We start from the raw sequence: 20276 nt of genomic DNA, 5'->3' as shown, positions 1-20276 counted from the left end.
GCATGGCCGGCGCGGACACCCCTTCGGATAAACCTCACGTCCCTGTTCTGTTGCGCCCCTTGCTGGCGGCGGTTTCACCTATTTCGGGTGTCTGGCTTGACGGAACCTTCGGGGCCGGGGGGTATACGCGCGGCTTGCTGGACGCTGGGGCCGAAAAAGTCATTGGTGTGGATCGCGACCCGCTGGCCTTTGAAATGGTCACTGACTGGGCGGGCGACTATGGCGACCGGCTGGTGTTGCAACCCGGTGTATTCTCGCGCTTGGATGAATATGCGCAGGATCTTGACGGCGTAGTGCTGGATCTTGGCGTCTCGTCCATGCAGCTGGATCAGGCAGAACGCGGCTTTTCCTTTATGAGAGACGGCCCGCTGGACATGCGTATGAGCCAGGAGGGCGAAAGCGCCGCGGATCTGGTCAACACCGCGACCGAGGCGCAATTGGCCGATATCCTGTTCCACTATGGTGAAGAGCGCGCCAGCCGGCGTATCGCCAGGTCAATTGTGAAGGCGCGCACCGAAGAGCCGATCACGACAACTCTGCGACTGGTTGGAATCATTGAATCCTGTCTGCCACGCCCCAAGCCGGGGCAATCGCACCCAGCAACGCGCAGCTTTCAGGGGCTGCGGATCGCTGTGAATGCAGAATATGAAGAGCTGTTTCAAGGCCTGATGGCGGCTGAACGCGCACTTAAGCCCGGCGGGCAACTGGCTGTTGTGACCTTTCATTCAATTGAGGATCGGATGGTCAAAAGGTTCTTTCAGTCCCGCGCAGGTAAAACCGGGCGCGCCAACCGATATGCGCCTGAGATTGAACAGGAACTGCCGCAATTCACGCTGAAAACCCGTAAGGCCGTTGGCCCGGATGATGAGGAATTGCAGGACAATCCACGCGCGCGCTCAGCAAAACTGCGTGTGGCTGTGCGGACCGATGCTCCGGCGGGGGAAATTGACTCGCGTGCTATTGGGATGCCGCAACTTGGGGGGAGGGCAAAATGAAGAGTGTATTGTATGTGTTAACCGCTCTGGCCGTGTTCGGATTGGCACTTTGGGCCTATCAAGAGAACTATCGCACCCAGCAAGTGGTGAAAGAAACACAGCGGTTGCAGCGTGAGATCGGCATGGCGCAGGTGAAGCTGGCTGTTCTGAACGCCGAATGGGCGTATCTGAACCGTCCCGACCGGCTGCGCGAACTGGCTGATCTGAACTTTGAACGCCTTGGCCTGCTGCCCCTGCGCGCTGAACAGTTTGGTCGCGCCGATCAGATTGCTTATGCCGAGGACCCGGACCTGCCCATCGTCGACCCGATCGAATTGCAGGCCATCACCAATACGCAGGCACTGGGCGAGGTTCAGTTCCCATGACCCGCACGCCTCTACGTCCGCTTGCCCGTATCCTTGAGGCCCGTGCCCGTGGCGAAAACCCCAAAGTGATTGAGCGTGAAAATATTCGCCAGCGTCACGAAGACATGAAAGACCGCGCCCGCGCCCGCGCCGAAGGGCGCCTTTTGGTGTTGGGCCTGTTCTTTTTCTGCGCGTTCTCAGTGGTTGGTGTACGCATGGGCATGCTTGCCACGTCCGAGGCGCAAGAACCGCTGGCCAACGCGCCCGGGGCCGCCATCGCCATGCAGCGCGCCAACATTGTTGACCGCGAAGGCCGCATTCTGGCAACCAATCTGGACACCTATTCTGTCTATGCGCAACCGCCATTGATGATCGATCCAGTCGCCGCAGCTGATCAGTTGGTGGCAATCTTCCCTGATCTGGAAAAAGAGCGTCTGGTCAAGGACTTCACCGGTGATCGCAAATTCCTGTGGATCAAGAAACGCATCTCGCCCGAGCAAAAACAGGCGGTGCACGATATCGGTGATCCCGGCATTCTGTTTGGTCCGCGTGAAATGCGGCTGTATCCCAATGGCCGTCTGGCCGCTCATATCCTGGGTGGTTCTGGCTTTGGTCGTGAAGGCGTCAGCGCCGCCGAGGTGATCGGTGTGGCCGGTGTCGAAAAGCAGTTCGACGACTATCTGCGCGATCCGGCCAATGGCAACAAGCCGCTTCAGCTGTCACTGGACCTGACCATTCAGGCCGCAGTCGAGCAAGTGCTGTACGGCGGCATGAAGATCATGAATGCCAAAGGCGCATCGGCCGTTTTGATGAATGCGCATACGGGCGAGGTGGTCTCGGCTGCCTCGCTGCCATCCTTTGATCCCAATGATCGCCCACGCCCGCCGACCTCGGGGTTTGATCCCTCTGACAGCCCGCTGTTCAACCGCTATGTGCAAGGCGTGTACGAGCTGGGCTCGGTGTTCAAAATCTTTACGGCCGCGCAGGCTGTGCAGCTGGGGTTGGTGAATTCGAATACCATTATCGACACATCTGGCCCGATGCGGATCGGTCGTTTCCCGATCGGGGAGTTCAACGGCAAGAATTACGGCAAGATCAGCGTGGCGGATGTGATCGTCCACAGCTCGAACCGGGGAACGGGGCGGCTGGCACTGCAGATCGGCGCGAAAAGACAGCAGGAGTTTCTGCGCGCATTAGGCATGTTCGAGCCCACTCCGTTTGAGATTGTCGAAGCGAAGGGCGGCGAGCCTCTCAAACCCAGGAAATGGGGTGAGCTCAGCACGGTAACGATTTCCTATGGCCACGGGTTGTCGACCAGCCCGATGCATCTGGCGGCGGGTTATGCAGCGATTGCCAATGGCGGGCATTATGTCAGCCCGACCATCCTGCGCAAAAATGGCCCACAATATGGACCGCGCGTAATGTCGGACAACGCCGCGCAACAGGCGCAGACCATGTTGCGCCGCGTGGTGACGGATGGCACGGCCAGCTTTGGCGATGTGGCGGGGTACGATGTGGCGGGCAAAACCGGCACGGCGGACAAACCCAAGCCGCGCGGTGGCTACTATGACGACAAGGTCATCGCCACCTTTGCGACGTTCTTCCCAGCCTATGATCCCAAGTATGTACTGATCGTCACACTGGATGAGCCCTCGATTGTCGCCTACGGCGAAAAGCGCCGCACAGCGGGCTGGACAGCGGTCCCGGTCGCGGCAGAACTGATAGGACGTATCGCGCCCTTGTTGGGCCTACGTCCGCGGCTTGAGCCTGAGGCGGGCGCTGCTATAACGCTGACCTCAAATTAGGCTGTCCAAACGAGGTGGGGCATGGGCGCAAGAACGAAGAAACTTAGCCAACTGGCCCTGACGGCACGGGGCGGGGCGAACCCCGACATTACCGGGCTGGCGGTTGACAGCCGCGAGGTCAAAGACGGGTATCTGTTCGCAGCCCTTCCCGGTACGCGTGTCCATGGTGGTGAGTTCATTCAATTTGCGCTGCGCATGGGCGCATCGGCCGTTCTGACCGATGCCGAAGGTGCTGAGATTGCGGCCTCGGAACTAGCGGCATCTGATGCCGCACTGATCGTTGTCGAAGACCCAAGACAAGCTTTGGCCGGATGCGCCGCGCTTTGGTTTGGCGCACAACCGCAAACGATCGTGGCCGTCACAGGCACTAACGGCAAAACCTCGGTCGCGACCTTTGTACGCCAGATTTGGGCCGAACTTGACCATGCTGCGGTCAATCTTGGCACCACCGGGATCGAGGGCGCCTGGACCGCGCCTCTGGCCCATACCACGCCAGAGCCGATCACCCTGCATCGTTGTCTGGCCGAAGCGGTCGAGAATGGCGTGACTCATGCGGCGATGGAGGCGTCCTCACATGGGTTGGAGCAGCGCCGCCTGGACGGTGTACAGCTGACCGCTGCCGGGTTTTCGAACTTTACGCAGGACCATTTGGACTATCACGAAACCTTTGAGGCATATTTCGACGCCAAAGCGGGCCTGTTTGACCGGGTTCTGCCGCAGGACGGCACGGTCGTGATCAACATGAGCGACCCCAAAGGGGCTCAGGTCCGTAAAATTGCCGAGGCGCGGGGGCAAAAGGTGCTGACGGTCGGGCTGGGCGATGCGGATCTGTGCCTGATGAACCAACGGTTTGACGCAACGGGGCAGGATTTGCGTTTTTCGTGGCAGGGCAAAGTGGTTCTGAGTCGGCTGAACTTGATCGGAGGGTTTCAGGCCGAAAATATCCTGTTGGCCTGTGGCCTTGTAATTGCCGCCGGGGACGACCCTGCCCGTGTTTTCGAAACCTTGCCGGATCTGACCACCGTGCGAGGCCGCATGCAGCTGGCCGCAACCCGGGAAAACGGCGCAGCGGTGTTTGTGGATTACGCCCATACTCCGGATGCTGTTGCCACCGCGCTCAAGGCGTTGCGCCCGCATGTGATGGGCCGTTTGATCGCCATTGTCGGTGCGGGGGGGGATCGTGATGCCACCAAACGCCCCCTGATGGGACGGGCTGCGGCCAATCACGCGGACGTCGTGTTTGTAACGGATGACAATCCGCGCAGCGAAGACCCTGCGGCCATCCGCGCCGCTGTAATGGCGGGCGCGCCCGAGGCTACCGAAGTAGGTGACCGGGCCGAGGCGATCTTGCGCGGCATTGACGCGTTGCAACCTGGCGACGCGCTGTTGATTGCGGGCAAAGGGCATGAGACAGGCCAGATCGTGGGCGATCAGGTGTTGCCATTTGACGACGTGGAACAGGCCAGCATATCAGTTGCAGCGCTCGACGGGAGGGTCGCATGACGCTTTGGACAGCGACCGAGGCAGCCAAGGCCACAGACGGGCGCGTGACAACGGATTGGACCGCAGGCGGCGTTTCCATCGACACCCGCACCATTCAGCCGGGCGATTTGTTTGTCGCGCTGAAGGCGGCAAGGGACGGGCACGATTTTGTGGCGCAGGCGTTGGAAAAAGGGGCGGGGGCCGCTCTGGTTTCGCGCGTGCCCGATGGTGTGCCGGAAGACGCACCACTGTTGATTGTCGAGGATGTGCAAACAGGGCTTGAGGCGTTGGGGCAAGCGGCCCGCGCGCGGTGTTCTGCGCAGGTGGTTGGCGTGACCGGCAGTGTCGGCAAGACCTCGACCAAAGAAATGCTTGCCAGCATTCTGGAAACACAGGGAAAAACACATGCCAGTGTTGCCAGCTATAACAACCATTGGGGGGTGCCGCTGACCCTGGCCCGGATGCCGCGCGACACAGCGTTTGCTGTAATCGAGATTGGAATGAATCACCCCGGGGAAATCGGGCCTTTGGCGCTGCAATCCAAGCCACATGTGGCGTTGGTGACAACCGTGGCGGCAGTCCATCTTGAGGCTTTTGAATCGGTTGAAGGCATCGCGCGTGAGAAGGCGGCGATTTTCGACGGGTTGGCAGAGGGTGGTGCGGCCATTGTAAATGCCGATGTCGGTACAGCGGATATCTTGCGGACCTGCGCGCATGAGCACGCCTCCAAGACCGTCGATTTCGGTCGCAAGGGCACGGACTACGTCCTAACCGACGTGACGCAAGGACCTGAATCAGTTCAAGCAGTAGCTCAGGTTGGCGACAAAACGGTGTCATATGACGTTCGGTCCGCCGGAACACATTTCGCAATGAATGCCTTGGGGGCGTTGGCAGCCAGTGTCGAAATGGGCGTCGATCTGGATCAGGCGATTGCTGGTCTAAAGAACTGGACGCCGGTCAAGGGGCGCGGCGTGCGGGAACACATTGCGCTGCCGGATGGCGGTCAGATCGAGCTGTTGGATGACAGCTATAATGCCAACCCCACCTCGATGGAGGCCGCGCTGGATGTGTTGGCTGCATCTCAGGGCACACGCCGGGTTGCGTTTCTGGGTGACATGAAAGAGTTGGGTCTGCAGGAGGTCACCATGCACGCCGAAATGGCGCAGGCGACAGCGATGGGGCAGGTAGATCAGGTCCATTGCATCGGCCCGTTGATGCGGGCGCTGTATCAGGCTTTGCCCGAAGACAAACGCGGGCTCTGGTTTGAAACCAGCGCCGAGATGGCCGCGCATCTGCATGATCTGATCCGGGCAGGGGATACAGTGCTGGCAAAAGGCTCGCTAAGCATGGTGCTGGCGCGTATTGTTGACGGTTTGCGGAAAATGGGGCAAGGGAGCGCGCTGGACCCATGATCTCGGCACGAGAAAGGTTTTGATATGCTCTATTGGTTGACCGGCCTGTCGGACGGAGGGGATTTCTGGAACCTCTTTCGCTATATCACGTTCCGGGCCGGGGGTGCGTTTATGACAGCGCTGATCTTTGGGTTTATTTTCGGTAAACCCCTGATCAACGTGCTGCGGCGCAAGCAGGGCAAAGGCCAGCCTATCCGCGATGACGGGCCCGAAGGGCATTTCTCGAAGGCTGGAACGCCCACCATGGGCGGCTTGCTGATCGTTGGCGCGCTGGTGACGTCGACCCTGGTCTGGGCTCGGTGGGATAACCCCTACGTCTGGATGGTGCTGTTTGTGACGCTGGCTTTTGCTGCCATTGGTTTTGCCGATGACTATGCCAAAGTATCCAAGCAGAACACCAAGGGCGTGTCCGGAAAAATGCGTCTGTCACTGGGGGTTATCATTGCAGTTTTGGCCTCGCTTTGGGCGACGTTGCATCACCCCGAAGCGCTGCAGAACCAAATGGCGGTGCCGGTTTTCAAAGACACGCTGGTCAATCTGGGGGTTTTTTATATTCCCTTTGCCATTGTTGTGATCGTTGGTTCGGCCAACGCGGTAAACCTGACCGATGGTTTGGACGGGCTTGCCATTATGCCTGCGATGATCGCGGCCTCGACGCTGGGGATCATCGCCTATGCGGTTGGCCGGGTCGACTTCACCGAGTATCTGGATGTGCATTACGTGCCGGGAACCGGAGAGATTTTCATCTTCACTTCGGCGCTGTTTGGGGCTGGGCTGGGGTTTCTTTGGTACAACGCGCCGCCTGCAGCCGTGTTCATGGGTGATACCGGTTCGCTTGCATTGGGGGGTGCGCTGGGTGCGATGGCCGTGGCGACGAAGCATGAACTGGTATTGGCGGTTGTTGGCGGTCTGTTCGTGGTTGAGGCGCTGAGTGTGATCATTCAGGTGTTGTACTTCAAACGCACCGGGCGCCGTGTATTTCTGATGGCACCGATCCACCACCATTACGAGAAAAAAGGCTGGGCGGAACCTACCATCGTGATCCGGTTCTGGATCATCTCATTGATCCTGGCGATGATCGGGCTGGCCACGCTGAAAGTCCGGTAACACTCCCGCCAGGTTCGGCGGACCTACGGTCCACCTGCCACCTGTTGGGCCAAGCTCGTGCTGGTGCACGAGCCTGACCGTGCCCTTGCCATCGGTGAATTCTTCGGTGCAGTGTGGCGGCCAATCGAGACGTTGAAAGAGGGTGGAGCGGCATGATCCCGGTCAAAGGGTTTTCAGGGCAGAAGGTTGCAGTTCTGGGGCTTGGCCGATCGGGGTTGGCCACTGCGCGTGCGTTACGGGCGGGCCAAGCGGAACCGGTATGCTGGGACGATAACCCTGCGGCCCGGGAAAAGGCCGAGGTTGAAGGATTCGCCTGCGCGGATCTGCGCCGTCATGGCGCATTTGAGGGCATCGCGTCGCTGATTGTTTCTCCGGGTATCCCGCATCTTTATCCGGAACCGAACCCGGTAGTCGCGGCCGCGCTTGAGGCTGGCGTGCCTGTAGACAATGACATCGGGTTGTTCTTTCGGTCCTTTGCCGGATCGGAATGGAACAATTTCGAAACCCCGCCGCGGGTGATTGCGGTAACCGGGTCAAATGGGAAATCCACCACGGCGGCTTTGATCCATCACATCCTGACCGAGGCCGGGCGCGAAGCCCAGCTGGCCGGCAATATTGGACGCGGAGTTCTGGATATCGACCCGGGCGGGGACGGCTCGGTCGTGGTGCTGGAGCTATCCAGCTATCAGGCCGAACTGGCCCGGGCGCTGACTCCGGATGTGGCGGTGTTCACCAACCTGTCGCCGGACCATCTGGACCGGCATGGCGGCATGGGTGGCTATTTCGCTGCCAAACGTCGCTTGTTTTCCGAAGGGGGGCCGGATCGCGCTGTGATCGGTGTGGATGAGAGCGAAGGCGCGTTTCTGGCCGGCCAACTTGCTGAAGGGCCGACCGATGACCGGGTCATCCGAGTCTCTGTCGCGCGCAAGCTGACCGGGCCGGGCTGGCAGGTCTTTGCGCGCAAAGGATTCCTGTCGGAATACCGCAAAGGTCGACAAGCCGGTGCGATTGATCTGCGTGACATCAAAGGGCTGCCAGGGGCACATAACCATCAGAACGCCTGTTCCGCCTATGCCGCGTGTCGTGCACTGGGGTTGGCGCCGCGGTTGATCGAGGATGCGCTGCACAGCTATCCAGGTTTGCCGCATCGCAGTCAGATCATCGCCGAGTCCGGTGGGGTCACCTATGTAAACGACTCGAAAGCCACCAATGTGGACAGCGCATTGAAAGCCCTGAGCGCGTTCAAAAAGGTCCGCTGGATCTGTGGCGGGCTTGAGAAAGAGGGCGGCATTGCCGCGCTGAACGGGGTCAAGGACCAGGTGATCAAAGCCTATGTCATTGGGCGCGAAGCGGCGAATTTCGCCATACAGCTTGAGGCCGACGCGCAGGTCTGCACGACGATGGCAGACGCCGTCGAACAAGCCATGGCTGAGGCCCAGCCGGGTGATACGATCCTGCTGGCCCCGGCAGCCGCCAGTTTCGACCAATATGACAATTTCGAACAGCGCGGAGAGGATTTTGTGGCCCAGGTCCAGCAACGGTTACCGGACTAGCCATTTGCAATAGACCGCCGGTTGGGCCAAGCTGCGGCGCTATTAGCTTGACGCGCCATGATTATTGGGCTTGCTTGCCTGCAAATTCAAAACGAGGTTATGACTATGCCGTTTCGTAAGTTTTCTCTGATCCTGCCCGCCCTTCTTGTGGCTGGCGCCTGCACAAACACCGGTGCGAACTATCAGCCTGTCGTTGATGGCCCCGTAGGCCCCAACTACAATGTGGATCTGCAGCAATGTCAGCAACTCGCCGCTTCGCAAGCCAGCGTTGATGGCTCCACCGCAGGGAATGCCGCCATTGGTGCCGTCGGTGCCGCTGCTGTTACCGGAATCGTACAAGACAGCAGCGACAATCTGGGCCGGGCAGCCGTTGCTGGTGCTTTGGTTGGTGCCGGTGCGGACGTGATCAACAAGAATCAGAACAAAGAGGTTCTGGTGCGCAACTGTATGCGCGGTCGCGGTTACAACGTCGTCGGCTAAAGCCCCGTACACAGAGTGTCTGCTAAGGCCACGCGCAGAGTGTCGGTTAACGTCTGGCGATTGCAGTGCCAGCGGCGTGGCCCGAGGACCATGCCCACTGGAAGTTGTAGCCGCCCAGCCAGCCGGTGACATCCACCGCTTCACCAATCGCATAGAGGCCGGGGACATCCCTGGCCTCCATCGTTTTCGACGACAAATCATCGGTGTTGATGCCGCCAAGGGTCACTTCGGCGGTGCGATACCCTTCCGACCCCGAGGGCGTCAGCGGCCAGTCCGACAGGGCTGCGATCAGCTCTGCCAAAGCGGCGTCCGACTGATCGGCCAGATTGCCCTGCATCGCGATACGTTGACTTAAATACTCCACTAGTCGCCCCGGTAGATGCCGTGCCAGTTCTGTGGTCAGCGCCTTGCGCCCTCCGGCTTGACGCTGGTCGCGCAACAGATCGAACAGGGGCAACTCGGGGATCAGGTTGACCCGAATGACCTCTCCCTCGCGCCAATATGACGACAGTTGCAGAACCGACGGCCCGCTGAGGCCGCGATGGGTGAACAGCAGCGCCTCGTCGAAACTGGTACGGTCATTTGACAATCGCACGGGCAGGGACACTCCGGACAGGTCTTTGAACCTGCCGTCCGAAAAGGTGAACGGCACCAGAGCAGCCCGCGTTTCGGTCATCCGCAGCCCGAACTGGCGCGCAATGTCATAGGCCAGCCCGGTCGCGCCCATCTTGGGGATCGATTTTCCGCCCGTGGCCAGAACCAGATTGGTGCAGCTCAGCGCGTGGCGCGTGCCGTCGCGCTCAATCTCCAGCGCAAATCCGCTCTCGGTCTTGCGCAGGCCTTTCAGCTCGGCCCGCACCCACAGCTCGGCCCCGGTGCGTGCCATCTCATCCAGCAGCATCTGGATGATTTGCTTCGAGGACCCGTCGCAGAACAGCTGCCCCAGCGTTTTCTCATGCCAGGCGATGCCGTGACGGCCGACCAGATCGAAGAAATCCCACTGCGTGTAGCGCGCCAAAGCGGATTTGCAGAAATGCGGGTTCTGCGACAGGAAATTCTCAGGCCCCGCATGCATATTGGTGAAATTGCAGCGCCCTCCGCCTGAAATGCGGATTTTCTCACCTGCGGCCTTGGCGTGATCGATCACCAAAACGCGCCCGCCGCACTGGGCCGCGCACATCATGCCAGCCGCGCCGGCACCCAGGATGATCGTGTCATAACTCATCTGCTGCGCATGGCGCGGATTACGCCGAATGGCAAGCGCTTAGGGAATGCGGGTTTGCCGGGGCAGCGTTTTTGAGGTACGCAAACGCGACAATACCTCGCCGCTTGGGCGAGGGCGCAAAAGGCAGGGTGGATTACAATGGCGCAGACGATTACCAAAGGGATCAAGGCTTTGCTGGCCGAGGCTAACGCGGTCGTCACCACCTTCACTGTGGACGAGGCATGGTCGATGATCGACAGCGACGACCATTTATTGATCGACCTGCGGGACATCCGCGAGCTGCAACGCACAGGCAAGATACCTGGCGCCTTTTCCTGCCCGCGAGGCATGCTGGAGTTCTGGATCGATCCCGAAAGCCCCTATCACAAAGAGGTTTTCAATCAGGACAAAACTTACGTCTTTTACTGCGCCAGCGCCTGGCGATCCGCGCTCAGCGCCAAGGTGGCGATGGAAATGGGCCTGCATCCGGTCGCCCATATCGAGGGTGGCTTTACCGCTTGGGCAAAATCCGGCGTGCCGGTGGAAGAGGTTGAATAGCCCGCTCACCCCCACCTCTGGCGGAAAGGCGCGGGTGGCACATTGATTGGGAACACCCCCTTCATTACGCTAGCCCAAACGCAAAAATCCCTGTAGACTCTCAATCAGATCCCGAAAACGGGACGTTGACGAGGCAGATAGTGGCGGTATCTCATGACTGAGATGGTGTATGGCGCGGTCCAGGACCAGCGCGGCGAACCGATTCTACCAAAGTGGTGGCGGACGATTGATCGCTGGACGATGTCCTGCGTTCTGATTCTGTTTGTCATCGGCTTGTTGCTGGGGTTGGCCTCATCGCCGCCTCTGGCCGGGCGCAACGGGTTTGATCCGTTCCATTACGTTGAACGGCAGGCACTGTTTGGCGGGGTGGCACTGATTGCGATGCTGCTGACCTCGATGATGTCGCCGACTTTGGTGCGGCGGCTGGCGGTTCTGGGCTTTCTGGCGTCATTTGTGGCGCTGGCCTTCCTGCCCATATTCGGCACCGACTTTGGCAAAGGCGCGGTGCGCTGGTATTCGCTGGGCTTTGCCTCTCTGCAACCGTCGGAGTTTCTCAAGCCGGGGTTTGTTGTAGTGGCCGCATGGCTGCTGGCCGCGTCGCAGCAGATCAATGGCCCGCCGGGGCGGCTGTGGTCTTTTGCGCTGTGCATGGCCATTGTCGCCATGCTGGTGATGCAGCCCGACTTCGGGCAGGCCTGCCTGATGCTGTTTGGCTGGGGTGTGATGTATTTCGTGGCCGGCGCTCCGATGCTGTTGCTGGTTGGTATGGCCGGAGTTGTCGTGCTGGGCGGCATGTTCGCCTATTCCAACTCGGAACATTTTGCCCGCCGCATTGACGGTTTTCTCAATCAAGAGGTCGATCCGACCACCCAACTGGGCTATGCCACCAACGCCATCCGCGAGGGTGGGCTATTTGGTGTCGGCGTGGGCGAGGGGCAGGTGAAATGGTCGCTGCCCGATGCCCATACGGATTTCATCATTGCCGTTGCGGCTGAGGAATACGGGCTGATCCTGGTGCTGATCATCATCGCGCTCTATTCCATCATCGTGGTGCGCTCACTGCTGCGGCTGATGCGCGAGCGTGACATGTTCATCCGTCTGGCAGGGACCGGTTTGGCCTGCATGTTCGGCGTTCAGGCGATGATCAACATGGGCGTGGCCGTGCGTTTGCTGCCCGCCAAGGGCATGACGTTGCCATTTGTCAGCTATGGCGGCTCATCTCTGATTGCTGGGGGTATTGCGGTCGGCATGCTTTTGGCGTTTACCCGCTCGCGCCCACAGGGCGAACTAGGTGATATTCTGCGCGGACGAGGCTAATGGGCAAACCCTATCTGTTGATTGCGGCTGGCGGCACCGGGGGCCATATGTTCCCGGCGCAGGCACTGGCCGAGGCGATGCTGCACAAGGGTTGGCGTGTGCGCCTGTCCACCGATGCGCGCGGCGCGCGCTATACCAGCGGATTTCCCCACACGACCGAAATAACCGAGGCTTCCTCGGCCACCTTCGCCCGTGGCGGTCTGGCGGCCAAGCTGATGGTCGGCCCCAAGATTGCCGGCGGCGTAACCGCGATGAGCGTTCAGATGCTGCGCGACAGGCCGGATGTGGTTGTTGGGTTTGGCGGCTATCCGTCGATCCCGGCGTTGGGGGCGGCGACCCTGCTGAAGATCCCGCGCATGATCCACGAACAAAACGGCGTTCTGGGCCGGGTGAACCAATTGTTTGCCACCCGCGTGGCCCAGGTGGCCTGCGGCGTCTGGCCCACCGACCTGCCCGAAGGGGCGCAGGGCATCCACACTGGTAACCCGGTGCGCGCCGCCGTTTTGGATCGTGCTGCTGCGGGTTATATCCCGCCCGGCGATTACCCGATGTCGATCCTGGTAATGGGTGGCAGCCAGGGCGCACGCGTGCTCAGCGATGTTGTCCCCGGCGCGATTGCGGCGCTGCCCGAGGGCCTGCGCCATCACATCCGCGTCGCCCATCAGGCGCGCGACGAAGACGGCGCCCGGGTCACCGCGTTTTACAACGACCATGGCATTCGCGCCGAAGTTCAGCCCTTCTTTCAGGACGTCCCCCGCCGCATGTCAGACGCGCAACTGGTGATCTCGCGTTCGGGCGCGTCCAGCGTCGCTGATATCTCAGTGATCGGACGGCCCTCGATCCTGGTGCCGTTCGCCGCCGCCGCAGGCGACCACCAGACCGCCAATGCGCGCGGGCTGGTGCAGGCAGGCGGGTCGGTGATGATCCCCGAAAACCTGCTTGACGTTTCTGCCCTGACCGAGCAGATCACCGCCGTTTTGACCAACCCTGAAGCCGCGCAAAAGATGGCCCATGCCGCCCTCTCGACAGGGGCCCCGGACGCGACCGAGCGTCTGGTGGCCCTCGTTGAACAGTTGGCGCAGAAGGAGACCCCATGAACCCCGCAACCAAACTGCCGCAAGACGTCGGGCCGATCCACTTTGTCGGAATTGGCGGGATCGGAATGTCGGGCATCGCCGAGGTGCTTTTGAACCTGGGCTACCGGGTGCAGGGATCGGATCTGAAGGCCTCCAAGATCACCGACCGTTTGGCTGGTCTGGGGGCCGAGATCTTTGTCGGGCAAAAAGCCGAAAACCTGGAAAACGCAGCCGTGGTAGTGGTCTCGACCGCAATCAAGCCGGGCAATCCGGAACTGGACGGCGCCCGGGCGCAGGGCCTGCCGGTTGTGCGCCGCGCCGACATGCTGGCCGAACTGATGCGCCTGAAATCCAACATCGCCATTGCCGGAACCCACGGCAAGACCACCACCACGACGATGATGGCTGAACTGATGGTGGCGGGCGATTTTGACCCGACTGTGATCAATGGCGGCATCATTCACGCCTATGGGTCCAACGCGCGGATGGGGCAGGGCGAATGGATGGTGGTTGAGGCCGACGAATCCGACGGCTCGTTCAATCGCCTTCCCGCCACGATTGCCATCGTCACCAATATCGACCCCGAACATATGGAGCATTGGGGCGATTTCGATCACCTGCGCGAGGGGTTTTACGAGTTCGTCTCGAACCTGCCGTTCTACGGCCTTGCGGTCTGTTGTACCGACCATGCCGAAGTGCAAACGCTGGTCGGCCGGATCTCGGATCGTCGCGTGCGCACCTATGGGTTCAACGCGCAGGCCGATGTGCGGGCGGAAAACCTGACCTACAAGGGCGGCATCGCGCATTTCGACATCCACCTGCAATATGAAGACACGGTGATCGAAGGCTGCACCCTGCCGATGCCCGGTGACCACAATGTCTCGAACGCGTTGTCTGCTGTGGCAGTGGCGCGCCATTTGGGCATGAAGGCCGCCGAAATCCGCGAGGCTCTGGCCAATTTCGGCGGCGTCAATCGCCGGTTTACCAAGGTGGGCGAGGTCGACGGTGTCACCATCATCGACGACTACGGCCACCACCCGGTTGAGATCGCCGCTGTGCTGAAAGCCGCCCGTCAGGCGACCGAGGGCCGGGTGATTGCCGTGCATCAACCGCACCGATACTCGCGCCTGTCCAACCTGTTTGATGATTTCTGCACCTGTTTCAACGACGCCGATGTCGTGGCCATCGCCGATATTTTTGCAGCCGGAGAAGACCCGATCGAAGGTGCCTCACGCGATGATCTGGTCCAGGGGCTGATCCGCCACGGCCACCGCCACGCGCGCGCGCTGCTGGATGAGGCTGATCTCGAACGACTTGTCCGCGAACAGGCTCGCCCCGGCGATATGGTTGTGTGCCTTGGGGCTGGTACCATCAGCGCCTGGGCCAATGGTTTGCCCGAGCGTTTACAACAAAAACATGACGCGGGCGTAGTGGACTCTGGGGTCGCGCAACTTTAAAGGGTGATCTCGCAACTGCAGAATGTACGTCCTTGGAGGGGCAATTGGTGTATTCGGTGCTATTCGCAGCCTTATGGGTCGTGGCCTCGACAATCGTGGCCATGCTGCCAATGCGTCTGCAATTCCCACCGGGGGTTGTGTTGTTCATCGCCGCCCCGGCGCTGATCGTTTGGCTTGGCCATGATTTTGGCTGGTTCTTCTCGGTTCTGGGGTTTGCGGCGTTCGCCTCGATGTTCCGCAACCCGATCCGCTTTTATTGGCGCCGCTGGACCGGGCAGGAGGTTGAGGAATGAACTGGTCCATCGCCCTCGCCGCCCTATGGGGCATAGCCGCAAATGTGCTGGCGATGATCCCCAGCAACGACAACCACTGGACACGGGCCTATACCCTGATCGCGGTCGGCATCCCGATACTGGGCTACGTCACCCTGCAAAACGGCCCATGGATCGGGCTGATCGTTCTGGCGGCAGGCATGTCGGTGTTGCGTTGGCCGGTGATCTATCTGGGTCGTTGGCTGCGCAAGCGGATCTGAACCACCCCGTGCCGGTTACGGCTTGCTTTGTCGGATCAAATCCGCGATTTAGCCGCCATGACGACGTTTCCAAACCCACGCGGCAAACTCTCGAAAAAACGGGCTCTTAATGACTTGACCTGGCTCCGCGTCGGCGGTCAGGCGGATTACCTGTTTCAGCCTGCTGATAAAGAAGACCTGCAGGGTTTCCTGCGCGATCTGCCAGAAGGTGTCCCGGTCTTTCCCATGGGCGTCGGGTCCAACCTGATCGTTCGTGATGGTGGTTTGCGTGCTGTCGTGATCCGGTTGGGTCGCGGATTCAATAGCATATCAGTTGACGGAAACACCGTCACCGCAGGTGCGGCCGCGCTGGACGCGCATGTGGCGCGCAAGGCAGCGGACGCAGGTGTGGACCTGACCTTTTTGCGCACCATTCCCGGCTCGATCGGCGGCGCAGTGCGGATGAATGCCGGGTGTTATGGCAGCTACACGGCGGATGTGTTGCGTAAGGCCACCATCGTCACGCGGCAAGGTGAGGTTTTGAACCTGACGCCTGAGGATCTGAATTTCCGGTATCGCCAATCCGATCTGCCCGAAGGCGCGGTTTTGATCTCGGCCACGTTTGAAGGCCCGTCAGGCGACCCCGAGGAGCTGCACGCCCGCATGACGGCGCAGCTACAAAAGCGGGATGAGACCCAACCCACAAAGGACCGCAGCGCGGGCTCGACTTTTCGCAACCCGGCGGGCTTTTCGTCCACGGGCCGTACTGACGATGTGCATGACCTCAAGGCGTGGAAGGTCATCGACGATGCGGGCATGCGTGGGGCGTCGCTTGGCGGCGCGCAGATGAGTAAAAAGCACTCAAACTTTCTGATCAACACGGGCACCGCCACGGCGGCAGATCTGGAAGGACTGGGCGAGAAGGTACGAAAAAAGGTTTACGAAACAAGCGGCATCACGCTAGAGTGGGAAATCATGCGGGTCGGTGATCCGCTGACAGAATAAAGCCCCAACCGTCAGACCAATAACAGGCAATTTAAGGCGACGGATCAAAGGCATAACAAAGCACGGACCACCACATAAGGTCCGGGGACATTGAGGCGCACGAACGTGGGTATGTCGAGCAGGACAAACCCCAAAGTGGCGGTATTGATGGGTGGCCCCTCGGCTGAACGCGAGGTGTCTCTCAGCAGCGGGCGCGAATGCGCAGCCGCCCTTAGGGGAGAAGGCTTTGAAGTGGTCGAGCTGGACGCAGGTCCCGACCTTTACGCACGCCTGTTGGATATCAAACCGGATGTAGTCTTCAACGCCCTGCATGGCCGCTGGGGCGAGGATGGCTGTGTACAAGGCCTGCTGGAATGGATGCGCATTCCGTATACGCATTCCGGTGTGTTGGCTTCGGCACTGGCCATGGACAAACAGCGCAGCAAGGAAGCGTTTCGCATCGCCGGACTGCCCGTCGCCGACAGCGTGATTGTTCCCAAAGCTGAGGTGATGGCCGATCATGTGATGGCGGCACCCTATGTGGTCAAACCCAATAACGAAGGCTCTAGCGTCGGTATCTATCTGGTGCATGAGGGCGCCAATGGCCCACCGAAACTGTCTGATGACATGCCAGAGCAGGTAATGGTCGAGCAATATGTTGCGGGTCGTGAGCTGACGGTGACCGTCATGGGCGACCGCGCTCTGACTGTGACCGAAATCATGACTGACGGCTGGTACGACTATGACGCCAAATACAAGCCCGGCGGCTCGTGGCACGTGCTGCCCGCCGAGATACCAACCGAGATATTTGACCGCTGCATGGATTGCGCGCTGCGCGCCCACAATCTGCTGGGCTGCAAGGGCGTGTCCCGAACCGATTTCCGCTGGGATGACGCTCAGGGAGCCGACGGGCTGTTCCTGTTAGAGACCAACACCCAACCCGGCATGACGCCCACTTCGCTGGTCCCCGAACAGGGTGAGTATTGTGGCATGACATTCGGCCAGTTCTGCGCCTGGATGGTGGAGGACGCCTCATGCGACCGCTGACCGCCACCCGTGCCCCTGTCATTCACCGCTCGAAATCACTGGCTGGGCCAGACGCGGATTTTGACTCTGGCGCACGGTCCGAGGCCGAACCCAAACTGCGCCTGCGTGGTGCGCGTCTGTTTGGCCGCAAGTCGAACCGCTTTGACCCGGCCCCTTCGCGGCTGAGCTATCGTGTGCAGCGCTGGATGCTGACCCCCGGGATTCGGCGCGGCCTGAAACTAGGGCTGCCGGTGTTGGCAATTTGCATAGCCGTAGGCGTCTATTTCGGCTCGGAACAGCGGCGCGAGGCTGTGGTGGCTTATGTGACGGACCTCAAGACCTCGATCCAGCAGCGGCCGGAATTCATGGTCAATCTGATGGCCATCGACGGCGCAGGCACCAACCTTTCCGAAGATATCCGCGAGATCGTTCCGTTGGATTTCCCGATCAGTTCCTGGGATCTGGATGTCGAGCAAATCCGCGACAAGATCACCGGATTGAATCCCGTCAAACTGGCCACAGTGCGCGTGCGTCCCGGCGGTATTCTGCAGATAGATGTAGTCGAGCGCCAGCCAGTCATCGTCTGGCGCACCCGGGCCGGGATCGCCTTGCTGGATGAAACCGGGGCCCATGTAGAGCGGATTGCTTCGCGCAAGGATCATTCCAACTTGCCACTGATCGCGGGCAAGGGGGCGGATGTGCATGTGGACGAGGCATTGCAGCTGCTGACCACTGCCCGAAGCCTGGGAACACGGGTGCGCGGGCTGGTGCGGATCGGCGAACGGCGCTGGGATCTGGTTCTGGATCGAGGTCAGCGCATCATGTTGCCGACAGAACGCCCTGTGCGTGCATTGGAACGCGTACTGGCGGTGAATGAGGTTCAGGACCTCTTGGAGCGCGACGTGGCGGTAGTGGATATGCGCCTCGGCCAGCGTCCTACAATCAGAATGACCAAAGCTGCCAGCGAAGACTGGTGGAATACAAAAGTGACAGTGGGTAGCGAGCAGTAAGACCATGATGACCGATCTTTATCAGTCCCAACGCGCCATGCGGCAAATGCGCAGGCAGGCGATGCAACGCGGTGTTGTTGCCGTTCTGGATGTGGGCAGTTCCAAAATCGCCTGCCTTGTTCTGCGGTTCGACGGCACCGGACGTCTGAGCGAGGATAACAGCATCGGCTCATTGGCCGGTCAGACCGGATTCCGGGTGATCGGCGCCGCGACCACGCGATCACGCGGGGTGCAGTTTGGCGAAGTGACGGCCATGCAGGAAACTGAAAGGGCGATCCGCACTGCCTTGCAGGCCGCGCAAAAGATGGCCGATATCCGGGTGGATCATGTCATCGCCAGCTTTTCGGGTGCAAACCCACGTTCTTACGGGTTGGATGCACAGGTTGATCTTGAAGGTCAGGTGGTCAGCGAGGCCGAGGTTGGGCGCGTTCTGAACGCCTGCGACGTCCCGGACTACGGTGTGGGGCGCGAAGTGCTGCACGCGCAGCCGGTTAACTTTGCGCTGGATAACCGCTCGGGTCTGATCGACCCGCGCGGGCAAATGGGTCAGAGCCTGGCTGTCGACATGCATATGCTGACCGTTGATGCGGTAGCGATCCAGAACATCGTGCGCTGTATCAAGCGTTGCGATCTGGAATTGGCGGGGATTGCGAACTCGGCCTATGTGTCGGGCGTTTCCGCCCTGGTCGAGGATGAGCAAGAACTGGGCGCGGCCTGTATCGATATGGGCGGTGGTACGACCAGCGTGTCGATCTTCATGAAGAAACATATGATCTACGCCGATTGTGTCCGCATGGGTGGCGATCACGTAACCGCCGATATCTCGATGGGGCTGGGTGTTCCAGCGGCTGTGGCAGAACGGATCAAGACCTTCAATGGCGGCGTTCATGCAACCGGCGCTGATGATCGCGACCTGATCGATATCGGTGGCGACACCGGCGATTGGGAACATGACCGCCGTACTGTCAGTCGGGCCGAGTTGATTGGCATTATGCGGCCACGTGTTGAGGAAATCCTGGAGGAGGTGCGGGTCCGTCTGGACGCCGCAGGCTTTGACCATATGCCGAGCCAGCAAATCGTTCTGACCGGTGGCGGCAGCCAGATCATGGGTCTGGACGGTTTGGCCACACGCATTCTGGGCCAGCGTGTCCGTCTTGGACGTCCGCTGCGGGTCCACGGGTTGCCGCAATCGGCGACCGGGCCTGGCTTTTCCTCGGCTGTCGGCCTCAGCCTGTTTGCCGCGCATCCACAGGATGAATGGTGGGACTTCGAAATTCCGGTCGATACCTATGCCGCGCGGCCGTTCAAACGGGCTGTGCGCTGGTTCCGTGACAATTGGTAAAACGGCAGGGGTCGTGGCGCTGGTCGCCCTGACCCCGCTGGCTGCTCTGTCTCAGACCCGTATCACGCCCGAGGCGTTTCTGGACGCCGTTCAAGGCAAAACGGTTATGTTCCACGACTATCCCAGTGGACAACTTGTCGGGACTGAAGAATTTCTAAGTCCTACGCTGTCTGTTTGGCGGATGCAGGGGCGTGGCTGTGTCTATGGTCAGATCACGACGCCGAATGGTCAAATCTGCTTTCTCTATGATGATGATCAAGACGGCCTGCCGACGTGCTGGTGGCCGTTCCTGCACGAGGATCGCCTGATGGTGCGGTTGGCCAGTTTTTCCCGCAGCGAAATCCAAGAGGTGCTCAGCATCACCGAAGACGGATTGAATTGCCCAAGTACCCCAATTAGCTAAAGAAACGGGTTGCAGCCGAGGTCGTTATCCCCCAAGATATCCACAAGGCCCGTCAGAGGCCCGGCGGCAGACCCGAGCAGTTTTCCGCATCTTTAAGATTGATAATCCCCTAGGGTGGTGCGCATTTACGCTGCGGCGCGGCAATCGCCTGTTTTGTGGTGCTTTGAGTTCCTTCCGCAACATCTGGCAATCAATGCGAAATACCGCTGA

The 20276-nt window shown here is 60.3% G+C and carries 20 protein-coding genes; 19 read left to right on the top strand and 1 reads right to left on the bottom strand.

All coding sequences use genetic code 11. The features are described 5' to 3' along the window. The first annotated feature begins 2 nt into the window (after positions 1 to 2). The 8 genes from rsmH (at position 3) to SJY13_RS08195 (ending at position 9178) form a co-directional block, all read left to right on the top strand. Positions 3 to 995, top strand: a complete 993-nt coding sequence (rsmH, locus tag SJY13_RS08230) for a 16S rRNA (cytosine(1402)-N(4))-methyltransferase RsmH (protein ID WP_377193591.1) — start codon at positions 3 to 5, stop codon at positions 993 to 995. Continuing rightward, on the top strand, positions 992 to 1360 hold the full coding sequence (gene ftsL, locus SJY13_RS08225; protein ID WP_085821216.1) for a cell division protein FtsL: 369 nt from the start codon (positions 992 to 994) through the stop codon (positions 1358 to 1360). The genes rsmH and ftsL overlap by 4 nt, the downstream gene beginning before the upstream one ends. Beyond that, complete coding sequence (locus tag SJY13_RS08220) at positions 1357 to 3144, top strand: peptidoglycan D,D-transpeptidase FtsI family protein (protein WP_085821215.1); 1788 nt, start codon at positions 1357 to 1359, stop codon at positions 3142 to 3144. Before ftsL ends, SJY13_RS08220 begins: the two co-directional genes overlap by 4 nt. Positions 3145 to 3165: 21 nt before the next feature. Beyond that, positions 3166 to 4647: a UDP-N-acetylmuramoyl-L-alanyl-D-glutamate--2,6-diaminopimelate ligase gene (locus SJY13_RS08215; protein ID WP_377190003.1), complete on the top strand. Its 1482-nt coding sequence runs from the start codon at positions 3166 to 3168 to the stop codon at positions 4645 to 4647. Then, a complete protein-coding gene (locus tag SJY13_RS08210; protein WP_377190001.1) occupies positions 4644 to 6038 on the top strand; it encodes a UDP-N-acetylmuramoyl-tripeptide--D-alanyl-D-alanine ligase in 1395 nt (464 codons plus the stop codon). Before SJY13_RS08215 ends, SJY13_RS08210 begins: the two co-directional genes overlap by 4 nt. Positions 6039 to 6062: 24 nt before the next feature. After that, entirely contained in the window at positions 6063 to 7145 is a 1083-nt protein-coding gene (gene mraY, locus SJY13_RS08205; RefSeq protein ID WP_085821212.1) for a phospho-N-acetylmuramoyl-pentapeptide-transferase, read from the top strand. A 152-nt stretch (positions 7146 to 7297) separates the two neighbouring features. Next, positions 7298 to 8698: a UDP-N-acetylmuramoyl-L-alanine--D-glutamate ligase gene (gene murD, locus SJY13_RS08200; RefSeq protein WP_377189999.1), complete on the top strand. Its 1401-nt coding sequence runs from the start codon at positions 7298 to 7300 to the stop codon at positions 8696 to 8698. Positions 8699 to 8803: 105 nt separating this feature from the next. Beyond that, on the top strand, positions 8804 to 9178 hold the full coding sequence (locus SJY13_RS08195; protein WP_234995121.1) for a glycine zipper family protein: 375 nt from the start codon (positions 8804 to 8806) through the stop codon (positions 9176 to 9178). A 46-nt stretch (positions 9179 to 9224) separates the two neighbouring features. Here SJY13_RS08195 and SJY13_RS08190 read toward each other — a convergent pair whose 3' ends face one another. Next, complete coding sequence (locus SJY13_RS08190; RefSeq protein ID WP_377189996.1) at positions 9225 to 10403, bottom strand: BaiN/RdsA family NAD(P)/FAD-dependent oxidoreductase; 1179 nt, start codon at positions 10401 to 10403, stop codon at positions 9225 to 9227. A 138-nt stretch (positions 10404 to 10541) separates the two neighbouring features. On the opposite strand from SJY13_RS08190, the gene SJY13_RS08185 reads away from it, so the two are divergent. From SJY13_RS08185 to SJY13_RS08135, 11 genes are all read left to right on the top strand, one after another. Then, entirely contained in the window at positions 10542 to 10940 is a 399-nt protein-coding gene (locus SJY13_RS08185) for a rhodanese-like domain-containing protein (RefSeq protein WP_377189994.1), read from the top strand. A gap of 153 nt (positions 10941 to 11093) precedes the next feature. Beyond that, positions 11094 to 12257, top strand: coding sequence for a putative lipid II flippase FtsW (ftsW, locus tag SJY13_RS08180; protein ID WP_377189992.1), 1164 nt, complete (start codon positions 11094 to 11096; stop codon positions 12255 to 12257). Next, positions 12257 to 13354: a UDP-N-acetylglucosamine--N-acetylmuramyl-(pentapeptide) pyrophosphoryl-undecaprenol N-acetylglucosamine transferase gene (locus SJY13_RS08175; RefSeq protein ID WP_377189990.1), complete on the top strand. Its 1098-nt coding sequence runs from the start codon at positions 12257 to 12259 to the stop codon at positions 13352 to 13354. Before ftsW ends, SJY13_RS08175 begins: the two co-directional genes overlap by 1 nt. Continuing rightward, entirely contained in the window at positions 13351 to 14790 is a 1440-nt protein-coding gene (gene murC, locus SJY13_RS08170; RefSeq protein WP_377189988.1) for a UDP-N-acetylmuramate--L-alanine ligase, read from the top strand. The genes SJY13_RS08175 and murC overlap by 4 nt, the downstream gene beginning before the upstream one ends. A 47-nt stretch (positions 14791 to 14837) precedes the next feature. Then, the gene (locus SJY13_RS08165) at positions 14838 to 15083 is read left to right on the top strand and encodes a DUF2484 family protein (protein WP_306372814.1); all 246 of its coding nucleotides are present in this window, start codon (positions 14838 to 14840) and stop codon (positions 15081 to 15083) included. Continuing rightward, the gene (locus SJY13_RS08160; protein WP_377189986.1) at positions 15080 to 15322 is read left to right on the top strand and encodes a DUF2484 family protein; all 243 of its coding nucleotides are present in this window, start codon (positions 15080 to 15082) and stop codon (positions 15320 to 15322) included. The genes SJY13_RS08165 and SJY13_RS08160 overlap by 4 nt, the downstream gene beginning before the upstream one ends. 57 nt (positions 15323 to 15379) lie before the next feature. Further along, positions 15380 to 16306, top strand: a complete 927-nt coding sequence (murB, locus tag SJY13_RS08155) for a UDP-N-acetylmuramate dehydrogenase (protein WP_377189984.1) — start codon at positions 15380 to 15382, stop codon at positions 16304 to 16306. 111 nt (positions 16307 to 16417) lie between these two features. Next, on the top strand, positions 16418 to 17332 hold the full coding sequence (locus tag SJY13_RS08150; protein ID WP_377189982.1) for a D-alanine--D-alanine ligase: 915 nt from the start codon (positions 16418 to 16420) through the stop codon (positions 17330 to 17332). Beyond that, positions 17320 to 18321 (top strand): cell division protein FtsQ/DivIB, encoded by a 1002-nt coding sequence (locus SJY13_RS08145; protein ID WP_377189980.1) that lies wholly within the window; start codon positions 17320 to 17322, stop codon positions 18319 to 18321. The genes SJY13_RS08150 and SJY13_RS08145 overlap by 13 nt, the downstream gene beginning before the upstream one ends. 7 nt (positions 18322 to 18328) lie before the next feature. Beyond that, positions 18329 to 19663 (top strand): cell division protein FtsA, encoded by a 1335-nt coding sequence (ftsA, locus tag SJY13_RS08140; RefSeq protein ID WP_085821574.1) that lies wholly within the window; start codon positions 18329 to 18331, stop codon positions 19661 to 19663. Continuing rightward, a complete protein-coding gene (locus SJY13_RS08135; RefSeq protein WP_377189978.1) occupies positions 19650 to 20066 on the top strand; it encodes a hypothetical protein in 417 nt (138 codons plus the stop codon). The genes ftsA and SJY13_RS08135 overlap by 14 nt, the downstream gene beginning before the upstream one ends. The last annotated feature ends 210 nt before the right edge of the window (positions 20067 to 20276 follow it).

It is taken from the genome of Ruegeria meonggei, assembly GCF_042768335.1.
In the GTDB taxonomy this organism is placed as follows: domain Bacteria; phylum Pseudomonadota; class Alphaproteobacteria; order Rhodobacterales; family Rhodobacteraceae; genus Ruegeria; species Ruegeria meonggei.
Note: the sequence above shows the minus strand (reverse complement) of the source record. Positions and strands in the feature narration are given on the sequence as shown.

What these genes read in the sequence shown, in the direction of transcription:
- ftsW (WP_377189992.1), top strand. Translation starts at nt 11,094, where the DNA reads ATGACTGAGATGGTGTATGGCGCGGTCCAGGACCAGCGCGGCGAACCG.
- SJY13_RS08145 (WP_377189980.1), top strand. Translation starts at nt 17,320, where the DNA reads ATGCGACCGCTGACCGCCACCCGTGCCCCTGTCATTCACCGCTCGAAA.
- SJY13_RS08190 (WP_377189996.1), bottom strand. Translation starts at nt 10,403, where the DNA reads ATGAGTTATGACACGATCATCCTGGGTGCCGGCGCGGCTGGCATGATG.
- ftsA (WP_085821574.1), top strand. Translation starts at nt 18,329, where the DNA reads ATGACCGATCTTTATCAGTCCCAACGCGCCATGCGGCAAATGCGCAGG.
- mraY (WP_085821212.1), top strand. Translation starts at nt 6,063, where the DNA reads ATGCTCTATTGGTTGACCGGCCTGTCGGACGGAGGGGATTTCTGGAAC.
- SJY13_RS08185 (WP_377189994.1), top strand. Translation starts at nt 10,542, where the DNA reads ATGGCGCAGACGATTACCAAAGGGATCAAGGCTTTGCTGGCCGAGGCT.
- murD (WP_377189999.1), top strand. Translation starts at nt 7,298, where the DNA reads ATGATCCCGGTCAAAGGGTTTTCAGGGCAGAAGGTTGCAGTTCTGGGG.
- rsmH (WP_377193591.1), top strand. Translation starts at nt 3, where the DNA reads ATGGCCGGCGCGGACACCCCTTCGGATAAACCTCACGTCCCTGTTCTG.
- SJY13_RS08150 (WP_377189982.1), top strand. Translation starts at nt 16,418, where the DNA reads ATGTCGAGCAGGACAAACCCCAAAGTGGCGGTATTGATGGGTGGCCCC.
- SJY13_RS08210 (WP_377190001.1), top strand. Translation starts at nt 4,644, where the DNA reads ATGACGCTTTGGACAGCGACCGAGGCAGCCAAGGCCACAGACGGGCGC.
- murC (WP_377189988.1), top strand. Translation starts at nt 13,351, where the DNA reads ATGAACCCCGCAACCAAACTGCCGCAAGACGTCGGGCCGATCCACTTT.
- murB (WP_377189984.1), top strand. Translation starts at nt 15,380, where the DNA reads ATGACGACGTTTCCAAACCCACGCGGCAAACTCTCGAAAAAACGGGCT.
- SJY13_RS08160 (WP_377189986.1), top strand. Translation starts at nt 15,080, where the DNA reads ATGAACTGGTCCATCGCCCTCGCCGCCCTATGGGGCATAGCCGCAAAT.
- SJY13_RS08215 (WP_377190003.1), top strand. Translation starts at nt 3,166, where the DNA reads ATGGGCGCAAGAACGAAGAAACTTAGCCAACTGGCCCTGACGGCACGG.
- SJY13_RS08175 (WP_377189990.1), top strand. Translation starts at nt 12,257, where the DNA reads ATGGGCAAACCCTATCTGTTGATTGCGGCTGGCGGCACCGGGGGCCAT.
- SJY13_RS08195 (WP_234995121.1), top strand. Translation starts at nt 8,804, where the DNA reads ATGCCGTTTCGTAAGTTTTCTCTGATCCTGCCCGCCCTTCTTGTGGCT.
- SJY13_RS08220 (WP_085821215.1), top strand. Translation starts at nt 1,357, where the DNA reads ATGACCCGCACGCCTCTACGTCCGCTTGCCCGTATCCTTGAGGCCCGT.
- ftsL (WP_085821216.1), top strand. Translation starts at nt 992, where the DNA reads ATGAAGAGTGTATTGTATGTGTTAACCGCTCTGGCCGTGTTCGGATTG.